Raw genomic sequence first — 18,626 nt, 5'->3', positions numbered from 1 at the left:
GCGGTCAGCGCCACCACGTGTCTTGGGGGCCCGGTGCCAGGTGTCGCTTGTGGGCGCCGATGCGCCACAGGTGTTCGATGCGTTCCGCGGCCTTTTCCGGGATCTCCCGGCCCTCGAGGTAGTCGTCGATATGGGGGTATGTGACGCCGAGGGCGACCTCGTCGGGCAGCGCCGGACGGTCCTCCTCCAGGTCGGCGGTGGGTACCTTCTCCCAGGTGGCGGCGGGTGCACCCAGGTGCTGCAGAAGTCGGGCGCCCTGACGCTTGTTCAGGCCGGACAGTGGCATGAGGTCGGCCGCGCCGTCGCCGTGTTTTGTGAAGAAGCCGGTGACCTGCTCCGCGGCGTGGTCGGTACCCAGGACGAGGAGGGATTTCTCCCCGGCGATCGCGTACTGGGCGATCATCCGCTGGCGGGCCTTGATGTTGCCCTTGTTGAAGTCGCCGAGATCGGCTTGGCCGAGGGCATCGGTAACAGCATCGGCGATCGCGGTGGTGGCGTCGGCGATGTTGACGGTCACGCGGTGGTCGGGGTTGATGAAGTCGAGGGCCATCTGGGCGTCATCCTCGTCGGCCTGCACCCCGTGGGGGAGGCGGACGGCCCAGAACTCTGCCTGGCGCCCCTCGGCGCGGATCTTCTCCACGGCGAGCTGTGCAAGCCGGCCGGCCAGGGTGGAGTCCTGCCCACCGGAGATGCCCAGGACGAATCCCTTCATGCCGGTTCTGCGCAGGTAGTCGGCGAGGAAGTCGACCCGGGTGGTGATTTCCCCGGCGGTGTTGATGTGCGGCCGGGCGTGGACGGCGTCGATGATCTCTTGCTGCATGACCGCCATCGTAGGCGGTTTTGGAGGTTGAGTGGTGGGTGCGGTAACATGGTCACTCGTGTCATGGCTGGATAATCAGCCGTGTTGAAACAAGTCGCATCGCAATTATTTGGGGTGCGCATACAGAAAGGAGCGCCCGATGAAGGTTCGCAAGTCGCTTCGGTCGCTGAAGAACAAGCCGGGCGCCCAGGTTGTCCGTCGTCACGGCAAGGTCTTCGTGATCAACAAGAAGGAGCCGCGTTTCAAGGCCCGTCAGGGCTAGGCTTCGCAGCTTTGAACCGCCCGTTCCCACGTCCTCGCGGACCGTGGGGGCGGGCGGTTTCTCTGTGTGGGGGTGGCCGGCCGGGGTAACGATTCCGTGGCGGGTTGATGGCGGATCCGTGGCGGTGCGGGGGCGAGCTGGGTAAATGACAACGGTGTTGTTTCACGCCTGTGATGGCGGCGTGGACGGTGGGTCAACATGTGGGCCGGGAAGGCTTGTCTTGCTGGACTTTCATCGATGTAACTACTATATGTAGTGTCACTTGCAAGCGTTAACCACAAAGTATAGTGTCTATTGATAACGCCACAGGACAGGCCAAGAACACGTCCAGGGCCATTTTTCCTAAGTCGGCGACAGCAGCCGACCGTGGCACCAGATGCCCGTAACCCAAAAATTTCCGGCAGAGAATGAGGTTCACTCCCATGTCCATCACCCTCTACACCAAGCCCGCCTGCGTCCAGTGCAAGGCCACCCAGAAGGCCTTCGACCGCGCCGGACTGGACTACGAGATCGTGGACATCAGCCTCGACGACGAGGCCCGGGACTACGTCCTGGCCCTCGGCTACCTCCAGGCCCCGGTCGTCGTGGCCAACGGTGAGCACTGGTCCGGTTTCCGTCCGGAGCGCATCAGCAGCCTCACCGCCGTCGTTGCCTGACCGGCGTCACCCCGACCAACCCTGCCGGGAGTCCATGCCTCACGCCGCCCAACAGAGTCGCTGGGCGGCGTTTGCCATGTAATGCGGCAACGGAAGACTGTCCCGAAAGGAGGTGAACGCAAAGATGCTCGTGGTGTACTTCTCCTCCGCCACAGACAACACCCACCGCTTCGTCCAGAAACTGGGTCTGCCAAATGTGCGGATCCCCCTGTACAAGGCGGATGAACCACTCATCGTCAACGAGCCCTACGTGCTCGTCTGCCCCACCTACGGGGGCGGGGCGGGCATGACCGGGCAGAACTCCCGCCCGGTGCCCGTGCAGGTGATCCGTTTCCTCAACAACGAACACAACCGCAGCCTCATCCGCGCGGTCGTCGCCGGCGGAAACACCAACTTCGGCTCCGACTACGGTCTCGCCGGAGAGGTGATCTCGAAGAAATGCCGCGTACCGTACGTCTACCGCTTCGAGTTGATGGGCAACTCGGAGGATGTGCGTATTCTTCGGGAGGGGCTCCTCGGCAACGCCGGGGCGCTCGGGCTCGATCCGGTGCCCGCCACCAACGGTGAATAACTGAATAACGTCCCGCCCACCGAACTGAAAGGCCAGAAAAAACGTTGACCACGCAGACCACACAGCAGACCGCCCCGAACAAGGGGACCGCCGTCGCTGAGGCCGCCGCCCCGGGTGAACAGCTGGACTACCACGCGCTCAACGCGCTGCTGAACCTCTACGACGGGAACGGGAAGATCCAGTTCGACAAGGACCGTGAGGCCGCGAACCAGTTCTTCCTCCAGCACGTCAACCAGAACACCGTCTACTTCCATGACCTGGACGAGAAGCTCAACTACCTCATCGAGAACAAGTACTACGAGCCCGAGGTCCTCGAAGCCTACGATTTTGAGTTCATCAAGTCGCTGTTCCAGCGGGCCTACAGGTTCAAGTTCCGCTTCCCCACGTTCCTGGGCGCCTACAAGTACTACACCTCCTACACCCTCAAGACCTTCGACGGTCGCCGCTACCTCGAGCGTTTCGAGGACCGCGTCACCATGACCGCGCTGTTCCTGGCCAGCGGCAACGAGGAGCTCGCCGAGAACCTTGTCGACGAGATCATGTCCGGCCGCTTCCAGCCGGCCACCCCGACCTTCCTCAACGCCGGCAAGGCCCAGCGCGGCGAGCTGGTCTCCTGCTTCCTGCTGCGCATCGAGGACAACATGGAGTCCATCGGTCGCGCCATCAACTCCGCCCTGCAGCTGTCCAAGCGCGGCGGCGGCGTCGCCCTGCTACTGAGCAACCTGCGTGAGGCCGGCGCGCCCATCAAGCACATCGAGAACCAGTCCTCCGGCGTCATCCCCGTGATGAAACTCCTCGAGGACTCCTTCTCCTACGCCAACCAGCTCGGCGCCCGCCAGGGTGCAGGCGCGGTCTACCTCAACGCCCACCACCCGGACATCATGTCCTTCCTGGACACCAAACGGGAGAACGCCGACGAGAAGATCCGCATCAAGACCCTCTCCCTCGGCGTGGTCATCCCGGACATCACCTTCGACCTGGCCAAGCGCAACGAGGACATGTACCTGTTCTCCCCGTACGATGTCGAGCGCATCTACGGCAGGCCCTTCGGCGACATCTCCGTCACCGAGCACTACCAGGAGATGGTCGAGGATCCGCGGATCCGCAAGACCAAGATCAACGCCCGCCACTTCTTCCAGACCCTGGCGGAGATCCAGTTCGAGTCCGGCTACCCGTACATCATGTTCGAGGACACGGTCAACGCCGCGAACCCGATCGACGGCCGCATCAACATGTCCAACCTGTGCTCGGAGATCCTGCAGGTCAACACCCCCTCGACCTATCATGAGGACCTCTCCTACGAGACCATCGGCGAGGACATCTCCTGCAACCTCGGCTCCATGAACATCGCCATGGCGATGGATTCCCCGGACTTCGGCAAGACCGTCGAGACCGCCATCCGCGGCCTGACCTCCGTTGCCGAGTTCACCAGCATCGACTCTGTCCCGTCGATCCGGGAGGGCAACAACGCCTCCCATGCCATCGGCCTCGGCCAGATGAATCTGCACGGCTACCTCGGCCGTGAGCACATCTACTACGGCTCGGAGGAGGGGCTGGACTTCACCAACGCCTATTTTGCCGCCGTCCTCTACCAGGCGCTGCGGGCCTCCAACCGGCTGGCGCGTGAGCGGGGCGAGAAGTTCTCCGGCTTCGAGAAGTCCAAGTACGCCGACGGCACCTACTTCGACGGCTTCAACCCGGCGGATTTCGCCCCCAAGACCGATAAGGTGAAGGGCCTCTTCGAGAAGTCCACCGCGCACATCCCCTCCGCCGAGGACTGGGCGCAGCTCAAGTCCGACGTCATGGCGCACGGCCTGTACAACCGCAACCTGCAGGCTGTGCCGCCGACCGGCTCGATCTCCTACATCAACAACTCGACCTCCTCGATCCATCCGATCGCCTCGAAGATCGAGATCCGCAAGGAAGGCAAGATCGGCCGCGTCTACTACCCGGCGCCGCACATGGACAACGACAACCTGGACTACTTCCAGGACTCCTACGAGATCGGCTTCGAGAAGATCATCGACACCTACGCGGTGGCGACGAAATACGTCGACCAGGGCCTGTCGCTGACGCTGTTCTTCAAGGACACCGCCACCACCCGTGACATCAACCGGGCCCAGATCTACGCCTGGCGCAAGGGCATCAAGACGCTGTACTACATCCGTCTCCGTCAGGTTGCACTGGAGGGGACCGAGATCGAGGGCTGCGTCTCCTGCATGCTCTAGGCTCCAGGACAAACGGCGAAGGCGTGGACCCACGAGGGGTGGGGTCCACGCCTTCGGGCGTTTCCGGGGCCTGCGCGGCGTCGATACGCGGGCTCAGAAGTCGCTGATGAAGATCTGCGATGCCTCGGTCAGCAGGGCCCGCGACTGCTGCTCCGCCCCCTCCTCATCGCCCTCCGCGATAGCGCGGGCGAGCTGTTCATGGGCGGACAGCGCCACGGCCGCCGGCTCATCCGGCTGCAGTCCGTAACGGGTCCGGCCGTGGAGCATGCTGAGCATGGAGGGGGCCAGCGCGGCGAACATCTCGTTGCCCGAGGCCTCGAGCAGCAGCGCATGGAAGCGGACGTCGGCCTCCAGGAACTCCAGGGAGGAACCCTCCCCGGACTCACCCAGCTCCCGCATCCGCCGGGCCAGCGTGACCAGCTCCTCACGCTGTTCGTCGGTGCCGTGGGCGGCTGCGAGCCGGGCGGCCTGCGGCTCCACACCGCTACGCAGCTGGCTGAGGGAACGCAGCTGGGAACGCCGTTCGGACGGGCTGGCCAGGCGCCAGTCGATGACCGCCTGATCGAAGGCCGCCCAGGAGGAGCGGGGACGGACCGTGATGCCGACACGGCGGGAGGAGGAGACCAGACCCAGCTGCTCCAGGGCGCGCATCGCCTCGCGGGCGACGGTCCGGGAGATGTCGAAACGGTTCGACAGGTCCTGGAGGGTGAAGGTCTTTCCCTCGGGCAGGACCCCCGCGATGATATCCCTCCCGAGTTCGTCGAGGACGTTGTCCAGCAGGGGTGCAGCCGGGGTGCGGGGTGACTCGCTCATCGCTCTCAGTGTCCTTAATGTCCTTCGGGCCCTTCGGGCGCAAAACTACTGTTCAATAGTCATTCTAAACTGAACGTGGCAAGTGGCAGAGGGTTTTGATGCGGTGGCACCCGAAAGAGACCTTATATATAAGGACTCATCCGCGCTGTTCTTCAGCGTCTGCCGCACGCACCGCGGTGGGTGACATGGCCCCGACCCGCCCCTCAATCGAAAGGTTGACAACGACCGGGGGTGGAGGGGAGTTCCCGTCCCGGGTGAATGGTGGGAATCTCCCTGTTCGCGGATGTGTTGGCGGTCACAAACCCAGGGGGGTGTCCGGCGAATCGTCCGGGAAAGCTCCGGAATTGCCGTTAGCCTTGTGTTTTGCGGTGAAGGTGGGGCTACACTGATGTACGTCTCCGGTCCCGTTGGGCTGGATAATACTCTTACGCGTCCTTTAAGATGAGGCGCAGTAAAAGCTTGGCAGTCCGTTCTTCTACGGGCTGTTTCGTAGTCAGGAGGAACTATGACCGCAGTGGCGCCAAGGCTTGACGACTACGTCGAGCCGACTCGTCCTCAGCCGACAGGTACGGACCGTAAGGGTTCCCGTGCCTGGGACATGCTGATCACCACCGACCACAAGCAGCTGGGCATCATGTACATCATCATGTCCTTCGGCTTCTTCTTCCTCGGCGGCCTGATGGCCCTGCTGATCCGTGCCGAGCTCTTCACCCCGGGTCTGCAGTTCCTGTCGAACGAGCAGTTCAACCAGCTGTTCACCATGCACGGCACCGTGATGCTGCTGCTGTTCGGTACGCCGATCGTCTGGGGTTTCGCCAACTACGCTCTGCCGCTGCAGATCGGCGCCCCGGATGTCGCTTTCCCCCGTCTGAACGCCTTCGGCTTCTGGATCACCACCGTCGGTGGTGTCGCCATGCTGGCGGGCTTCCTCACCCCGGGTGGTGCCGCCGACTTCGGCTGGACCATGTACTCCCCGCTGTCCGACGCCACCCACACCCCGGGTGTCGGCGCTGACCTGTGGATTGTCGGTGTCGGTGCCGCCGGTATCGGTACCGTCGTCTCCGCCATCAACATGCTCACCACCATCCTGACGATGCGTGCCCCGGGCATGACCATGTTCCGCATGCCGATCTTCACCTGGAACATCTTCGTCACCTCCGTCATCGCCCTGATGATCTTCCCGCTGCTGCTCGCCGCAGCCCTCGGCGTCCTGTACGACCGCAAGCTCGGCGCACACATCTACGACACCGCCAACGGTGGCGCCATCCTCTGGCAGCACCTGTTCTGGTTCTTCGGCCACCCCGAGGTCTACGTCCTCGCCCTGCCGTTCTTCGGTGTCATCTCCGAGGTCATCCCGGTCTTCTCCCGTAAGCCGATGTTCGGCTACATCGGCCTGGTCTTCGCGACCCTGGCCATCGGCGCCCTGTCCATGGCCGTGTGGGCACACCACATGTTCGTCACCGGTGCAGTCCTGCTGCCCTTCTTCTCCTTCATGACCTTCCTGATCTCGGTCCCGACCGGCGTCAAGTTCTTCAACTGGGTCGGCACCATGTGGAAGGGCCACATCACCTGGGAAACCCCGATGATCTTCGCGGTCGGCTTCATGTCGACCTTCCTCTTCGGTGGTCTGACCGGCATCATGCTGGCCTCCCCGCCGCTGGACTTCCACCTGGCTGACGGTTACTTCCTGATCGCCCACTTCCACTACACCCTGTTCGGCACCGTGGTGTTCGCATCCTTCGCCGGCGTGTACTTCTGGTTCCCGAAGATGACCGGCCGCATGCTGGACGAGCGTCTGGGCAAGATCCACTTCTGGCTGACCTACATCGGCTTCCACGGCACCTTCCTCATCCAGCACTGGCTGGGCAACATGGGCATGCCGCGCCGCTACGCCGACTACCTGGACTCCGACGGCTTCACGCTGTTCAACCAGATCTCCACGATCTTCTCCTTCCTGCTCGGCGCCTCCGTCATCCCGTTCGTCTGGAACGTGTTCAAGTCCTGGCGTTACGGTGAGATCGTCACCGTCGATGACCCGTGGGGCTACGGCAACTCCCTCGAGTGGGCCACCTCCTGCCCGCCGCCGCGCCACAACTTCGTCTCCCTGCCGCGTATCCGCTCCGAGCGCCCCGCGTTCGAGCTGCACTACCCGCACATGGTTGAGCGCATGCGCCATGAGGCCCATGTCACCTCCACCGACGAGCGCGCGGAGATCACCCAGTCCCCGTCCCCGGCCGAAGTCCGTTAAAGGTCTGGACGTAGTCTCCTCCGACTGACTCTCCAACCCCCGGTAGAATTCTCTGCCGGGGGTTCCGGCGTGTTTAAAACGACCTCTCATGAAAGAATGATCTCCGTGGTAGACATTGATGCATCCCCTGCCGTCCCCGACAGCTCCGAAGGACTGCAGGTCAGCCTGCAGCCAGGTCTGGAATCCGCCGTCATCACCCTCTCCGGCCATGATCGGCCCGGTGTGACCGCCGCCTTCTTCCGCGTGCTGTCCTCATACAACGTCCAGCTTCTCGACGTCGAGCAGTCCCAGTTCCGTGGCCGCCTCTCCCTCGCCGCCTTCGTCGGGCTCGACCCGGCCCGCGAGGAACGCCTCCGGGAGGGGCTCAGTGAGACCCTCAAGGTCCACGGCCAGCGCGTGACGGTGGAGATGCACTCCGCAGAGCAGCACTCCAGCCCACGTTCCACCCACGTCGCCGTGGTGCTGGGCAACCCGGTCACCGCCGCCGACGTCTCCGCAATCGGCCAGACCCTGGCCAACTACGGTGCGAACATCGACCGCATCCGGGGTATCGCCGACTACCCGATCACGGGCCTGGAACTCATGATCACCGTGGCCAACCCGGAGCCGGGTGGCGGCAAGGCCCTGCGCAAGGCACTCGCCGAACTCACCCACGAACTGGGTGTGGACATCGCCATCGAGCGCGCCGGCCTGTTGCGCCGCTCCAAGCGCCTGGTCATGTTCGACTGCGACTCCACCCTCATCACCGGTGAGGTCATCGAGATGCTCGCCGCCCACGCCGGCAAGGAGGCGGAGGTCGCCGAGGTCACCGAACGCGCCATGCGCGGTGAGCTCGACTTCGAGGAGTCCCTGCGCGAGCGCGTGGCCACCCTCAAGGGTCTCGACGCCGCCGTCATCGACGCCGTGGCGAAGGATCTCGTCCTGACCCCGGGTGCCCGGACCACCATCCGCACCCTGAAGAAGATGGGCTACCGCACCGCCGTGGTCTCCGGCGGCTTCATCCAGGTGCTCGAGGACCTCGCCGAGGAACTCGAGCTGGATTACGTCCGCGCGAACACCCTGGAGATCGTCGACGGCAAGCTCACCGGCCGCGTCACCGGCGAGGTCGTCGACCGCGCCAAGAAGGCTGAACTGCTGCGCGAGTTCGCCGAGGACTCCGGCCTGCAGATGTACCAGACCGTGGCCGTCGGCGACGGCGCCAATGACATCGACATGCTCTCCGCCGCCGGCCTGGGCATCGCCTTCAACGCCAAGCCGGCGCTGAAGGAGATCGCCGATACCTCCGTCAACCACCCCTTCCTCGACGAGGTGCTGCACATCCTGGGCATCCCGCGTGAGGAGATCGACGAGTCCGACCTCGAGGACGGCACCTACCGCCGCGTCCCGCTGGAGTTCGTCGGCGCGAACTTCGCCGCCGAGTGACCTCCGGCGCCACCGACCCGCTCGCCCTGGCGCACGCCCTCCTGTGCGCGCGGGTGAGCGACAACCGACACGACCGCTCCGAGGACCCCGATCGTCCGGAGACGGTGCAGGCCATGCAGATCGCCCTCCACGTCCCGAAGGCTGATCCACCGCGCCGCACCGATCTGCTGACGGCCGCGGCCCGGGCGGTCGTCGCCGTCTGCCTGGATGACCGGGTGGCCACCGACCCGGCGTGGCGGGCGGGGCTGGAGGGCTGGTACAGCCACCTCATCCGAAAGGTCGCCCGGCGGGCCCGCAACAAGGCCTGGGAGGATGTGCAGGCGGTCCCCGGCGTGACTGTCGACGCCGCCGGCGCCCAGGCCCGCGCCTTCGTGCCCTCCGCCTTGGGGGACACCCCGGCCCTGGTACGCAAGCTCCAGATCCGGGGCACGGAACTGCCCCAGGATGCGCCGGGCGAGATCGACCCGGGGGCGCCGACGATCCTCATCGACCACGGCCTGGCGATGACCACCGGCAAGGCTGCCGCCCAGGTGGGCCACGCCAGCATGCTGCTGGCCGCCCGGCAGGACCTGGAGTGGGTCCGGGGCTGGGCGGCCAGCGGTTTCGGGCTGAATGTGCGGGAGGTGGACAGCCGGGTCTTCGCCGACCACGTGCGCAGACCGGGTGTGGTCACCGTCCGGGACGCCGGTTTCACCGAGGTCGCCCCCGATGCACTGACGGTGCTGGCCTTCCCCGGCGTGGGCTGAGTCAGCCCTGCTGACCGGCCTTGACCAGCCGTTTCAGAGCCCCACGCACCACAGTCGGGTCGGTCGTCTCCCAGAAGGCGGGCATCGACGCCCGGAGGAAGGAACCGTAGCGTTTGGTGGCCAGCCGGTTGTCCAGCACCGCCACCACGCCCCGGTCGGTGACGGAACGCAGCAGCCGCCCCGCCCCCTGCGCCATGAGCAGGGCGGCATGCGAGGCAGCGACCTCCATGAAACCGTTGCGCCCCTCCGCGGTGGCGGCCTCCTTGCGGGCCTGCAGCAGCGGATCATCCGGGCGGGGGAAGGGTATCCGGTCGATGAGAACGAGGGAACAGGCGGAACCGGGCACATCCACACCCTGCCACAGGGTCAGCGTGCCGAAGAGACAGGCGTTCTCGTTCTTCGCGAATTTCTCCACCAGTGCGCCGGTGGTGTCCTCGCCCTGGCAGTAGACGTCGAAGGGCAGGCGTTCCTTCATCGCCGCAGCCGCCTGCTCCGCGGCCCGCCTGGAGGAGAACAGCCCGAGGGTGCGGCCCCCGGCGGCCATGATCAGGTCATGGATCTCATCGAGGGTCTCCTGCGGCAGACCGTCACGGCCCGGATCCGGCAGGTGGCGGGCAGTGTAGAGGATGCCCGATTTCCGCGGGTCGAAGGGCGTGCCGGCGTCGAGACTGTCCCAGCTGCCCTTCGGCAGCCCCCAGGACGCGGCCATGGTGTCGAAACGCCCGCCGATGGTCAGGGTCGCGGAGGCGAGCACCACCGTCTGCTCGGAGAAGAGCTTCTCGTGCAGCAGACCCGCCACCGACAGGGGAGCGACAGTGAGGACATCCCCGCGGCGGTCATCGCGCTCCAGCCACACCACATCGCGCTGGGCGGCCGGGTCGGATTCATCGAAGACGGTGAGGATCCGCACGATCGCGTCATGCAGCTCCTGCAGGTGGTTGGCCAGGTTCTGCCGCTCGGCGGCCTTCTCCGGATCATTGGCGGACTCGCCCTCCGGGGCACGCCCGATGGTCTCCCGCAGGGACCACAGGCCGTCGCGCAGGCCGACGAGGGAACCACGGGCGGCCTCGTCCAGGTCGGTCCAGCGGCCGTCGGGCAGCAGGGCGGCGGCCGCCTGCCAGTCATCCGTCAGCTCCACGAGCCGGTCATCGGCCCCCACCGCGCCGAGCTTTCCGGCGCGCTTGGCTGCCAGGGTCAGGGCGGTACGGGAGAGTTCGTTGGTGGCCACCGAGGTGATCCGCCCGTCGAGCTCATGGGCCTCGTCGATGATCACCACATCGTGCTCGGGCAGGATGTTGATGTCCGCGAGGGCGTCGATGGCCAGCAGCGCGTGGTTGGTCACCACGACGTCCACATCCTGGGCCTTGCGTTTGGCCAGTTCCGCGAAACACTCCGCCCCGTGCGGGCAGCGGGAGGCCCCCAGGCACTCCCGGGCGGTGACGGAGACCTGGCGCCATGCCAGATCCGGCACGCCGGGTTCCAGGTCGTCCCGGTCACCGGTCTCCGTCTCCTGGGCCCACTCGTGGACGCGGGCGACATGACGTCCGAGCCAGGAGACATCGGCCTCGTCGAGAAGCGTGTCCTCCGGCTCCTCCGCCGCCCCGATCCGGTTGAGGCAGACGTAGTTGGAACGGCCCTTCATGATGGCGAAGGTGGGGCGGCGTTCCATCACCGGTTCCAGCGCCTCCACCAGGCGCGGCAGATCACGGTCGACGAGCTGGCGCTGCAGTGCGATCGTCGCAGTGGAGACGATCACCGTCGAATCCGTCGCCTGGGCGTGCCGGATCGCCGGGACGAGGTAGGCCAGGGACTTGCCGGTACCCGTGCCGGCCTGCACCGCCAGATGTCGCTCCGTCTCCAGGGCGCGGGTGACGGACTCAGCCATGGCGACCTGCCCGTCGCGGCGGGAACCGCCGAGGGCGGTGACGGCGGCGTCGAGAAGCTCCCCGGTGGAATTGTTCAGAGGTTCTGCGGACACTACGCGGGGAATCCGACGAAACGGGTACTGATCGCGGGCTCGTCCCGGGACAGGGCCAGCCCCTCCCACGGCAGGGTGAGCAACTGCTCCGCGAGGTAGGCGCGGGACTCCTCGAGGGTGGGCAGACCCTCCACGGTGACCCCGTCACGCACCAGGGGAACGGTCAGGCAGGTGGCCGACAGGCGTCCCACATCCGGGGTGGGGGAACCGAAGGGGTGCACGATCTCCTCCACCGCCACACCGGTGGAACGGTGGGTGCGGACCGCCTGCTTCGCGCAACCCGTCATGGCCTTGCCGCGGGAACGTTTCGCCACCGAATGCCCGTCCACCTCGACGAGCTTGTACACCATCGCCGCGGTGGGGGCACCGGAACCGGTGACCACCGAGGTACCCACCCCGTACACGTCCACCGGGTCGCCGCGCAGACCCGCGATGGCGAACTCATCCAGATCCGAGGAGACGACGATACGGGTGTTGTGTGCCCCCAGTTCATCGAGCTGGCGGCGCACTCGGCGCGTCACGGCACCGAGGTCACCGGAGTCGATGCGCACTCCGCCGAGATCGGGGCCGGCGACCTCAATGGCCGTCTCGACGCCCCTGGTGATGTCGTAGGTGTCCACCAGCAGCGTCGTGTCCACACCCAGTGACTCGATCTGGGACTGGAAGGCAGCCGCCTCATTCGGGGTGCCGTCATCGTTGACGTGCAGCAGCGTCCACGCGTGCGCCGCCGTACCCGAGGCCGGGATGCCGTAGCGGTGCGAGGCCTCCAGATTCGAGGTGGCCGTGAAGCCTGCCAGATAAGCCGCGCGGGAGGCGGTCACCGCAGCGTACTCATGGGTGCGGCGCGAACCCATCTCGATGATCGGCCGCCCGTCCGCGGCCGTGACCATGCGGGCCGCAGCCGAGGCGATGGCCGAATCGGCGTTCATGATCGACAGGATCACCGTCTCCAGGATGACGCACTCCGCGAACGTGCCCCGCACCGTGAGGATGGGGGAGTGGGGGAAATAGAGGTCACCCTCCCGGTAGCCGTCGATCTGGCCCGTGAAACGGTAGTCGCGCAGATAATCCAGGGTCCGCTGGTCGAGGAAGGACAGGTGTTTGAGCTGCTCCTCGGTGAAGATGAAGTCCTGCACCGCGCGCAGCACACGTGCCGTGCCGGCGACGACGCCGTAACGGCGCTCGTTGGGCAGCCGGCGCGAGAAGACCTCGAAAGCGCACTGCCGGTGTGCCGTTCCGTCGCGCAGGGCTGCCTGCAGCATCGTCAGCTCGTACATGTCCGTCAGCAGGGACGTCGAGCGATTCGGCGGAATGGAGGACGGCTGATTCAGGTTCACACCGACCACTCTAACGGAGCCCGGTGCGGATCAGGATTCCGAGAACTGCACCGCCACCCACACCTCGCCGTGGCCGACGGCGACACCGATACCGTAGAAGACGTACCGGGGATCGAGCACGACGTCAGTGTGGGCCTGGGAGTGCAGCCAGGCCTCCAGGAAAGCGTGGCCCGAGGTCCCGGACTCCGGAAGGTGGTGCTGGAGCATCGTGACGTTCTGCTCCGAGTTCTGCAGCTGCCCGGCCACCGCCACCTTCTCGGCGTGATCCTGGGCCTCACGCTGCAGCTCAAAGGGGTCCATGAGCACCGGCGGCACCTGTTCGTTGTGGCGCAGGTGCTTGATCTCCAGGTTGATGTCGTTGCGGATCTGGTCGAGCTCGGCCTGTTTCTCCAGCCCCGGCGCCTTGTAGCCGCTGTCACCGGAAGAGGTGCCCGGGGTGGAGAAACCCCCGCCGAGCCCGGCGACCAGGGTCATGATCAGCCCGGCCACGGACAGGAACATGCCCAGCTGGGAGAGCCCCCTGGAGATCGAGGGGTGAGTTCCAGAATGCGGACTGCCTGCGGATCACGGAAGACCCCTTTCTCAGTGTTCGGGTGCGGTGCGGCTGCGCGGTTGATGGGACAGTCAAAGAACATACCTTCCGGCCGCCTGATCCTCCGCCGGGCCCGCGCCGCACCTGTGGGCCTGCCGCCCTGCACTCCCGGCGGACACTTGACTAGGCTGAGGTGCATGAAAGGTCCACATGTGATGAGCTCGCCCAGAATGGGGTCCCCGATGGCGACCCCGGAGCTCGACGAGGCTGTCGAGGTGGATGTCGCCACGGCCGAGAACCTGCCGTGGATGTGCATCGTCTGGGATGACCCGGTCAACCTCATGAGCTACGTGACCTATGTCTTCCAGACGGTCCTCGGCTACGGCCGCAAACGGGCGACGGAGCTGATGATGCAGGTCCACACAGAAGGTAAGGCCGTCGTCTCCACCGGTGAGAAGGACAAGGTTGAGGGCGACGTGAAGAAGCTGCATACCGCGGGCCTGTGGGCCACGATGCAGCAGGCTGGCTAGGAGAGGGAACGAATTTGCAGGAATGGCGTCGGAAGAAGGGGCTCATGCGGGCCCCGCGGTACCACACGGTCCTGGAGCCGTTGGAGCGGGAGGTGCTCGGCAACCTTGCTGCCGCAGTGAGTGAGGCGATCATCGCCCGGGCACAGTCGGCACCGAAGGATGAACTCTCGGAGCTGACCGGCATCCCCTCGGGCCACAAGAATGCCCCGCAGAACCCCGGTCTGGCGCGTCTACTGCCGGATTTCGAGCGCGACGGCGACGAGGAGTATGACGGCGACAATTCTCTCCTGCGCAGCCTGCATGAGAACGACATCTGCCGCGCGAAACTGTCCAACCTGCAGGTGGTCGCGGAGAAGGTCGGCCCCGACGGGGGAGTCGAGATCAGCCTCAGCGAAGAGGAGGCGCACGCCTTCCTCACCGGCCTCAACGACCTGCGCCTCTACCTCGCCGCGGATGACAGCGGTGGGGAAGAGGCCCGCGCCGAGCGGAACAACCTGGTTGAGTGGCTCGGCTACAACCAGGACAGCCTCCTCTCCGTGCTCGCAGGCTGACGTGTCCTCGCTTCTCGACGTCCCCGGCCTCCTCCTCGGCCACAGCTCCCTCGACGACACCGGGGTCACCGCCGTCGTCGCCGCCTCCCCGGCAGGCATGACCGCAGGCGTCGATGTCCGTGGCGGGGGCCCCGGCACCCGGGAAACCGACCTGCTGGCGCCGCACAACACGGTGGAACGGGTCCATGCGATCATTCTGGCCGGTGGTTCGGCCTTCGGCCTCGCCGCGGCGGACGGGGCGATGGGGGAGCTCGAGCGCGCCGGGCGGGGTTTCCCCGTGCTGGGGGAGGGTCGGCCCGGCCCCCGCGTCCCGATCGTCCCGGCGGCCGTCATCTTCGATCTTTTCGTCGGCGACCCCACCCACCGGCCGACCGCGGCGGACGGGGCAGCGGCGGTGCGGGCGGCCCTGGCCGGGGGAATGGATCCGCAGGCACGGGGCAACGTGGGGGCCGGCTGCGGAGCCACCGCCGGGGCGCTGCGTGGCGGAATCGGGCAGGCCTCCCAGGTGGTGGGGGAGTACACGGTCTCCGCCCTGCTGGTGGCGAACCCGGTCGGGGAGGTCATCGACCCCGCCACCGGGCTGCTGTGGGGCGACCCGTCCCGCCCGGCGGTGGATCTGGTGCGCTTCGCGCAGCTCGAACATCCCGCCGCCAGGCTGAACACCACCATCGGGGTGGTGGCCACCGACGCGCCGGTCACGGTCGCCCAGGCCACCCGCCTCGCCCTGACCGGCCACGACGGCATCGCCCGGGCGGTTCGGCCGGCACATTCCCCCCTCGACGGCGACACCCTCTTCGCCGTCTCCACGGCCGCCGCGGCGGGCGGGGTCCCGGTGGAGGTGCTCCACGAACTCTCGGCGGTGGCCGCTGATGTCGTGCAGGCGGCGCTCGTCGATGCCGTGACAGCAGCTGTGCCCGGCCACGGCCTGGGGATCTGGTCGGAGATCGTCGTCGGCTGAGCTGAATCATTAAAGTGGGGGGCCATGAGCCAGCCACCTGTCCCTCCCTCTGTTCCGGGGCCTTCAGAGGTCGCGCGGAACACCGCCAGGAAAGGCCGGTCGGCGATCCGTTCCGGCCTGATCTTCGCCGCCGGATACGTGATCGTCATCTGGGCGGTCCACCTCATCAACGTTCTCGTATTTCGGGGAAACCTGGTGTTTTTCGGGGTCCACCCGCTCGATCTTTCCGCTATATGGCATATTTTCACCGCTCCGCTGCTGCACGCGAACTTCGAGCACCTCATCTCTAACACCATTCCGGGGGCAATTTTCAGCTTCCTCATAGGAATGTCGCGTGCCCGCGTGTGGTGGGAGGTCACTCTCCTGGTGGTTCTCATTGACGGCGTCGGCGTGTGGTTGTTGGGCGGGGTGGGGACCAACCACATCGGTGCCTCGGGGCTCGTCTACGGCTGGCTGGCCTACCTCCTCGTGCGCGGCTTCTTCAACCGGAACATGCTCCAGGTGGTCGTCGGCATCGGTCTGGGAATTGCCTACTCAGGGCTGGTCTGGGGCCTGCTTCCGGGGGTGCCGGGGGTGTCCTGGCAGGCGCACCTGTTCGGTGCGGTCGGTGGCGTCGCCGCGGGCATGTTCATCACCTCCGACGACCCGCCGGCGTTGCAGGCGGCGCGGCGTCGAAAAGCTCTTGAACAGGGCGGTGGGCGAACACCGCGTGGGCTGCGGTAGCATAACTGATGCACTATGACTTAATTGATTCTTATGCACTCAACTATGTTGGGTCTGAGTTACGAGAACGCCTTCTGGGATGAGGAAGAATGAATAACCAGCCTGAGGAATGGCTGTCTGACCAGGAATCGGAGACCTGGCTGAACATCTGGTCATTCCAGGTATGGCTGCCGGCCCGGCTTGAGTCGCAGCTCAAGCGCGACGCCGGCATCAGCCACTATGACTATTTTGCACTTTCCCGCCTGTGGGTCGCGGAGGGGAACACGCTGCGGATGAGCGAACTGGCCGCCGCCGCGGACATGACACTGTCCCACCTCTCCCGGGTGATCACCCGACTGGAGAAACAGGGCACCGTCCGCCGGCTGCCCGACCCGGAGGACGGCCGCTCCACTCTGGCCCAGCTCACCGAAGAGGGCCTGGGTCTGCTCCGCGAGACGACCCCTGGGCATGTGTCCGAGGTGCGCCGACTCATCTTCGACAACCTCGACCCGGAGGAACGGGAGCAGTTCAGCGGGGCCCTGAGCAAGATCGTCCGCGGCCTGGTTGCCGCGGGGAAGCGGGACGCCGCCAGCTAGCATGGTCGCCGTGACCACTCCCCGGACAGCCCCCATCGGCATCTTCGACTCCGGCGTCGGCGGCCTGACGGTCGCCCGCACCATCATTGATCAGCTGCCCCACGAATCACTCATCTACATCGGCGACACCGCCCACGGCCCCTACGGCCCGCTGCCCATCGCCCAGGTCCGCGAACACGCGACCCGCATCGCTGATGAACTTGTGGAGCGGGGCTGCAAGATGCTCGTCATCGCCTGCAACACCGCATCGGCCGCCTTCCTCCACGACGCGCGCGAGCGTTACGACGTCCCCGTCGTCGAGGTCATCCAGCCCGCTGTCCGCCGCGCCCTGGCCACCACCCGCAACGGCCACGTCGGGGTGATCGGCACGACGGGCACCATCAACTCAGGTGTGTACCAGGACCTCTTCGCCATCACCCCGGATGTCCAGGCCCATGCCCAGGCCTGCCCCAGCTTCGTCGACTTCGTGGAACGTGGCATCACCTCGGGCAGACAGATCCTCGGGGTGGCTGAAGCTTACGTGGAGCCGCTGCAGGCGGCGGGCGTCGACACCCTCGTGCTCGGCTGCACCCATTACCCCCTGCTCTCCGGCGTGATCCAGCTGGCCATCGGCGACCACGTCACCCTCGTCTCCTCCGCCGAGGAAACCGCGAAGGACGTGCTGCGGGTGCTCACCCGCGAGGACCTCCTCGCCGACCCGGAGACTGACCCCCTGCCGGCCCGGGAATTCGAGTCGACCGGTGACCCGGAGAAATTCGCCCTGCTCTCCGAACGTTTCCTCGGTCCCCGTCTCGGCCAGGTGCACCAGGCCACAGGACTGTAGCGGCGACGGGACCTTCACAATCCGGCGGTATTCTGTGCGTTGCGTTCGAGAAAACTGGAATCCCGTGGCACAGTAGCGTCATGAAGGTGACCATCCTCGGCAGTTCCGGCAGCCTCGGCGGACCCACGAACCCGGCTTCCGGATACCTCGTGACCACCGACAACTCCCCGGCGGTCCTCATGGACATCGGGCCCGGGGTGCTGGGCAAACTCCAGGAGATCCAGGATCCGTGCGATGCCCACGTCGTCCTCTCTCACCTGCACGCCGACCACTGCCTCGACTTCCCCTCACTCCTGGTGTGGCGCCGCTTCCACCCCACCGCCCCCGCCAGGGGCCGCAACCTGTGCTTCGGACCCTCCAAGACGCTCACCCACCTGGGCCGGCTCTCCGCCGACGGCCCCGGTGAGATCGACGACATGTCCGACACCTTCGCCTTCGCCCCCTGGCAGATCGGCGAGCAACACATCCTCGACCGAATCTCCATCGAACCCTTTGAAGCGGTGCACCCCGTCGAGTCATACAGCCTGCGGCTCACCGAACACACCTCCGGCAGGACCCTCGCCTACTCCGGGGACACCGGCTGGACCGACGAGCTCATCGAATGCGCCCGCGGTGCCGACCTCTTCCTCTGCGAGGCCACCTGGTGCGGCGGCGAGGACTTCCCGCCCAGCATGCACCTCACCGGCCACCAGGCCGGCCGAGCGGCCCGCCTGGCCGGGGTGAAGAAGCTCGTCCTCGTGCACATCCCGCCGTGGGGTGATGTCGACGCCACCCTCGAAGCCGCCCGCTCCGAGTTCGACGGCCCCATCGAGATCGGCAGCCAGGGACTCGTCCTGGAGGTCTGAGGGTCCGC

Annotated in this window: 19 protein-coding genes; 14 read left to right on the top strand and 5 right to left on the bottom strand. The window is 66.2% G+C overall.

Translation table 11 applies throughout. From position 1 onward, the window contains the following. Positions 1 to 4: 4 nt before the first annotated feature. Complete coding sequence (nadE, locus tag EAH68_RS08620) at positions 5 to 820, bottom strand: NAD(+) synthase (RefSeq protein WP_241228374.1); 816 nt, start codon at positions 818 to 820, stop codon at positions 5 to 7. A gap of 139 nt (positions 821 to 959) precedes the next feature. Between nadE and ykgO the strand changes: the two genes are divergently transcribed. The 4 genes from ykgO (at position 960) to nrdE (ending at position 4,537) form a co-directional block, all read left to right on the top strand. After that, positions 960 to 1,082 carry a type B 50S ribosomal protein L36 gene (ykgO, locus tag EAH68_RS08615; protein ID WP_018341343.1) on the top strand — a complete coding sequence of 41 codons (123 nt, stop codon included), beginning with the start codon at positions 960 to 962 and terminating at the stop codon, positions 1,080 to 1,082. 422 nt (positions 1,083 to 1,504) lie between these two features. Then, on the top strand, positions 1,505 to 1,738 hold the full coding sequence (gene nrdH, locus EAH68_RS08610) for a glutaredoxin-like protein NrdH (protein ID WP_126120914.1): 234 nt from the start codon (positions 1,505 to 1,507) through the stop codon (positions 1,736 to 1,738). Between the two features lie 124 nt (positions 1,739 to 1,862). Then, positions 1,863 to 2,309, top strand: a complete 447-nt coding sequence (nrdI, locus tag EAH68_RS08605) for a class Ib ribonucleoside-diphosphate reductase assembly flavoprotein NrdI (RefSeq protein ID WP_126120938.1) — start codon at positions 1,863 to 1,865, stop codon at positions 2,307 to 2,309. 44 nt (positions 2,310 to 2,353) lie between these two features. Next, entirely contained in the window at positions 2,354 to 4,537 is a 2,184-nt protein-coding gene (gene nrdE, locus EAH68_RS08600; protein WP_126120913.1) for a class 1b ribonucleoside-diphosphate reductase subunit alpha, read from the top strand. Between the two features lie 93 nt (positions 4,538 to 4,630). Here nrdE and EAH68_RS08595 read toward each other — a convergent pair whose 3' ends face one another. Next, on the bottom strand, positions 4,631 to 5,350 hold the full coding sequence (locus EAH68_RS08595) for a FadR/GntR family transcriptional regulator (protein WP_126120912.1): 720 nt from the start codon (positions 5,348 to 5,350) through the stop codon (positions 4,631 to 4,633). 505 nt (positions 5,351 to 5,855) lie between these two features. Between EAH68_RS08595 and ctaD the strand changes: the two genes are divergently transcribed. From ctaD to EAH68_RS08580, 3 genes are all read left to right on the top strand, one after another. Further along, positions 5,856 to 7,598, top strand: coding sequence for an aa3-type cytochrome oxidase subunit I (gene ctaD, locus EAH68_RS08590; RefSeq protein ID WP_126120911.1), 1,743 nt, complete (start codon positions 5,856 to 5,858; stop codon positions 7,596 to 7,598). A gap of 96 nt (positions 7,599 to 7,694) precedes the next feature. Beyond that, complete coding sequence (gene serB / locus EAH68_RS08585) at positions 7,695 to 9,020, top strand: phosphoserine phosphatase SerB (RefSeq protein ID WP_126120910.1); 1,326 nt, start codon at positions 7,695 to 7,697, stop codon at positions 9,018 to 9,020. Then, on the top strand, positions 9,017 to 9,766 hold the full coding sequence (locus EAH68_RS08580) for an aminoacyl-tRNA hydrolase (RefSeq protein ID WP_241228373.1): 750 nt from the start codon (positions 9,017 to 9,019) through the stop codon (positions 9,764 to 9,766). The genes serB and EAH68_RS08580 overlap by 4 nt, the downstream gene beginning before the upstream one ends. A 1-nt stretch (position 9,767) precedes the next feature. On the opposite strand, the gene EAH68_RS08575 is transcribed toward EAH68_RS08580, so the two are convergent. The 3 genes from EAH68_RS08575 to EAH68_RS08565 are packed head-to-tail and all read right to left on the bottom strand — an operon-like array spanning position 9,768 to position 13,582. Continuing rightward, positions 9,768 to 11,744, bottom strand: a complete 1,977-nt coding sequence (locus tag EAH68_RS08575) for an ATP-dependent DNA helicase (protein WP_126120909.1) — start codon at positions 11,742 to 11,744, stop codon at positions 9,768 to 9,770. Further along, positions 11,744 to 13,081: a nicotinate phosphoribosyltransferase gene (locus tag EAH68_RS08570; protein ID WP_126120908.1), complete on the bottom strand. Its 1,338-nt coding sequence runs from the start codon at positions 13,079 to 13,081 to the stop codon at positions 11,744 to 11,746. The genes EAH68_RS08575 and EAH68_RS08570 overlap by 1 nt, the downstream gene beginning before the upstream one ends. 30 nt (positions 13,082 to 13,111) lie before the next feature. Next, positions 13,112 to 13,582: a CAP domain-containing protein gene (locus EAH68_RS08565; RefSeq protein ID WP_126120907.1), complete on the bottom strand. Its 471-nt coding sequence runs from the start codon at positions 13,580 to 13,582 to the stop codon at positions 13,112 to 13,114. A 261-nt stretch (positions 13,583 to 13,843) separates the two neighbouring features. Here EAH68_RS08565 and clpS point away from each other — a divergent pair, with 261 nt between their 5' ends. The 7 genes from clpS to EAH68_RS08530 all read left to right on the top strand — a co-directional run bounded on the left by clpS (position 13,844) and on the right by EAH68_RS08530 (position 18,618). Further along, positions 13,844 to 14,143, top strand: coding sequence for an ATP-dependent Clp protease adapter ClpS (clpS, locus tag EAH68_RS08560; RefSeq protein ID WP_241228382.1), 300 nt, complete (start codon positions 13,844 to 13,846; stop codon positions 14,141 to 14,143). A 14-nt stretch (positions 14,144 to 14,157) separates the two neighbouring features. Further along, complete coding sequence (locus EAH68_RS08555) at positions 14,158 to 14,694, top strand: DUF2017 domain-containing protein (protein WP_126120906.1); 537 nt, start codon at positions 14,158 to 14,160, stop codon at positions 14,692 to 14,694. Between the two features lies 1 nt (position 14,695). Beyond that, positions 14,696 to 15,652 carry a P1 family peptidase gene (locus EAH68_RS08550; protein WP_241228372.1) on the top strand — a complete coding sequence of 319 codons (957 nt, stop codon included), beginning with the start codon at positions 14,696 to 14,698 and terminating at the stop codon, positions 15,650 to 15,652. 24 nt (positions 15,653 to 15,676) lie between these two features. Next, positions 15,677 to 16,375 (top strand): rhomboid family intramembrane serine protease, encoded by a 699-nt coding sequence (locus EAH68_RS08545; protein ID WP_126120904.1) that lies wholly within the window; start codon positions 15,677 to 15,679, stop codon positions 16,373 to 16,375. A gap of 89 nt (positions 16,376 to 16,464) precedes the next feature. Beyond that, complete coding sequence (locus EAH68_RS08540; RefSeq protein ID WP_126120903.1) at positions 16,465 to 16,950, top strand: MarR family winged helix-turn-helix transcriptional regulator; 486 nt, start codon at positions 16,465 to 16,467, stop codon at positions 16,948 to 16,950. 1 nt (position 16,951) lies between these two features. Continuing rightward, positions 16,952 to 17,773 (top strand): glutamate racemase, encoded by an 822-nt coding sequence (gene murI, locus EAH68_RS08535; RefSeq protein ID WP_126120902.1) that lies wholly within the window; start codon positions 16,952 to 16,954, stop codon positions 17,771 to 17,773. Between the two features lie 80 nt (positions 17,774 to 17,853). Next, entirely contained in the window at positions 17,854 to 18,618 is a 765-nt protein-coding gene (locus EAH68_RS08530) for an MBL fold metallo-hydrolase (RefSeq protein WP_126120901.1), read from the top strand. The last annotated feature ends 8 nt before the right edge of the window (positions 18,619 to 18,626 follow it).

Origin of the sequence: Corynebacterium hylobatis, assembly GCF_003955685.1 — a bacterium.
Classification (GTDB): domain Bacteria; phylum Actinomycetota; class Actinomycetes; order Mycobacteriales; family Mycobacteriaceae; genus Corynebacterium; species Corynebacterium hylobatis.
The sequence above is the reverse complement of the archived record's forward strand: the minus strand, read 5'-3'. Positions and strand labels throughout refer to the sequence as shown.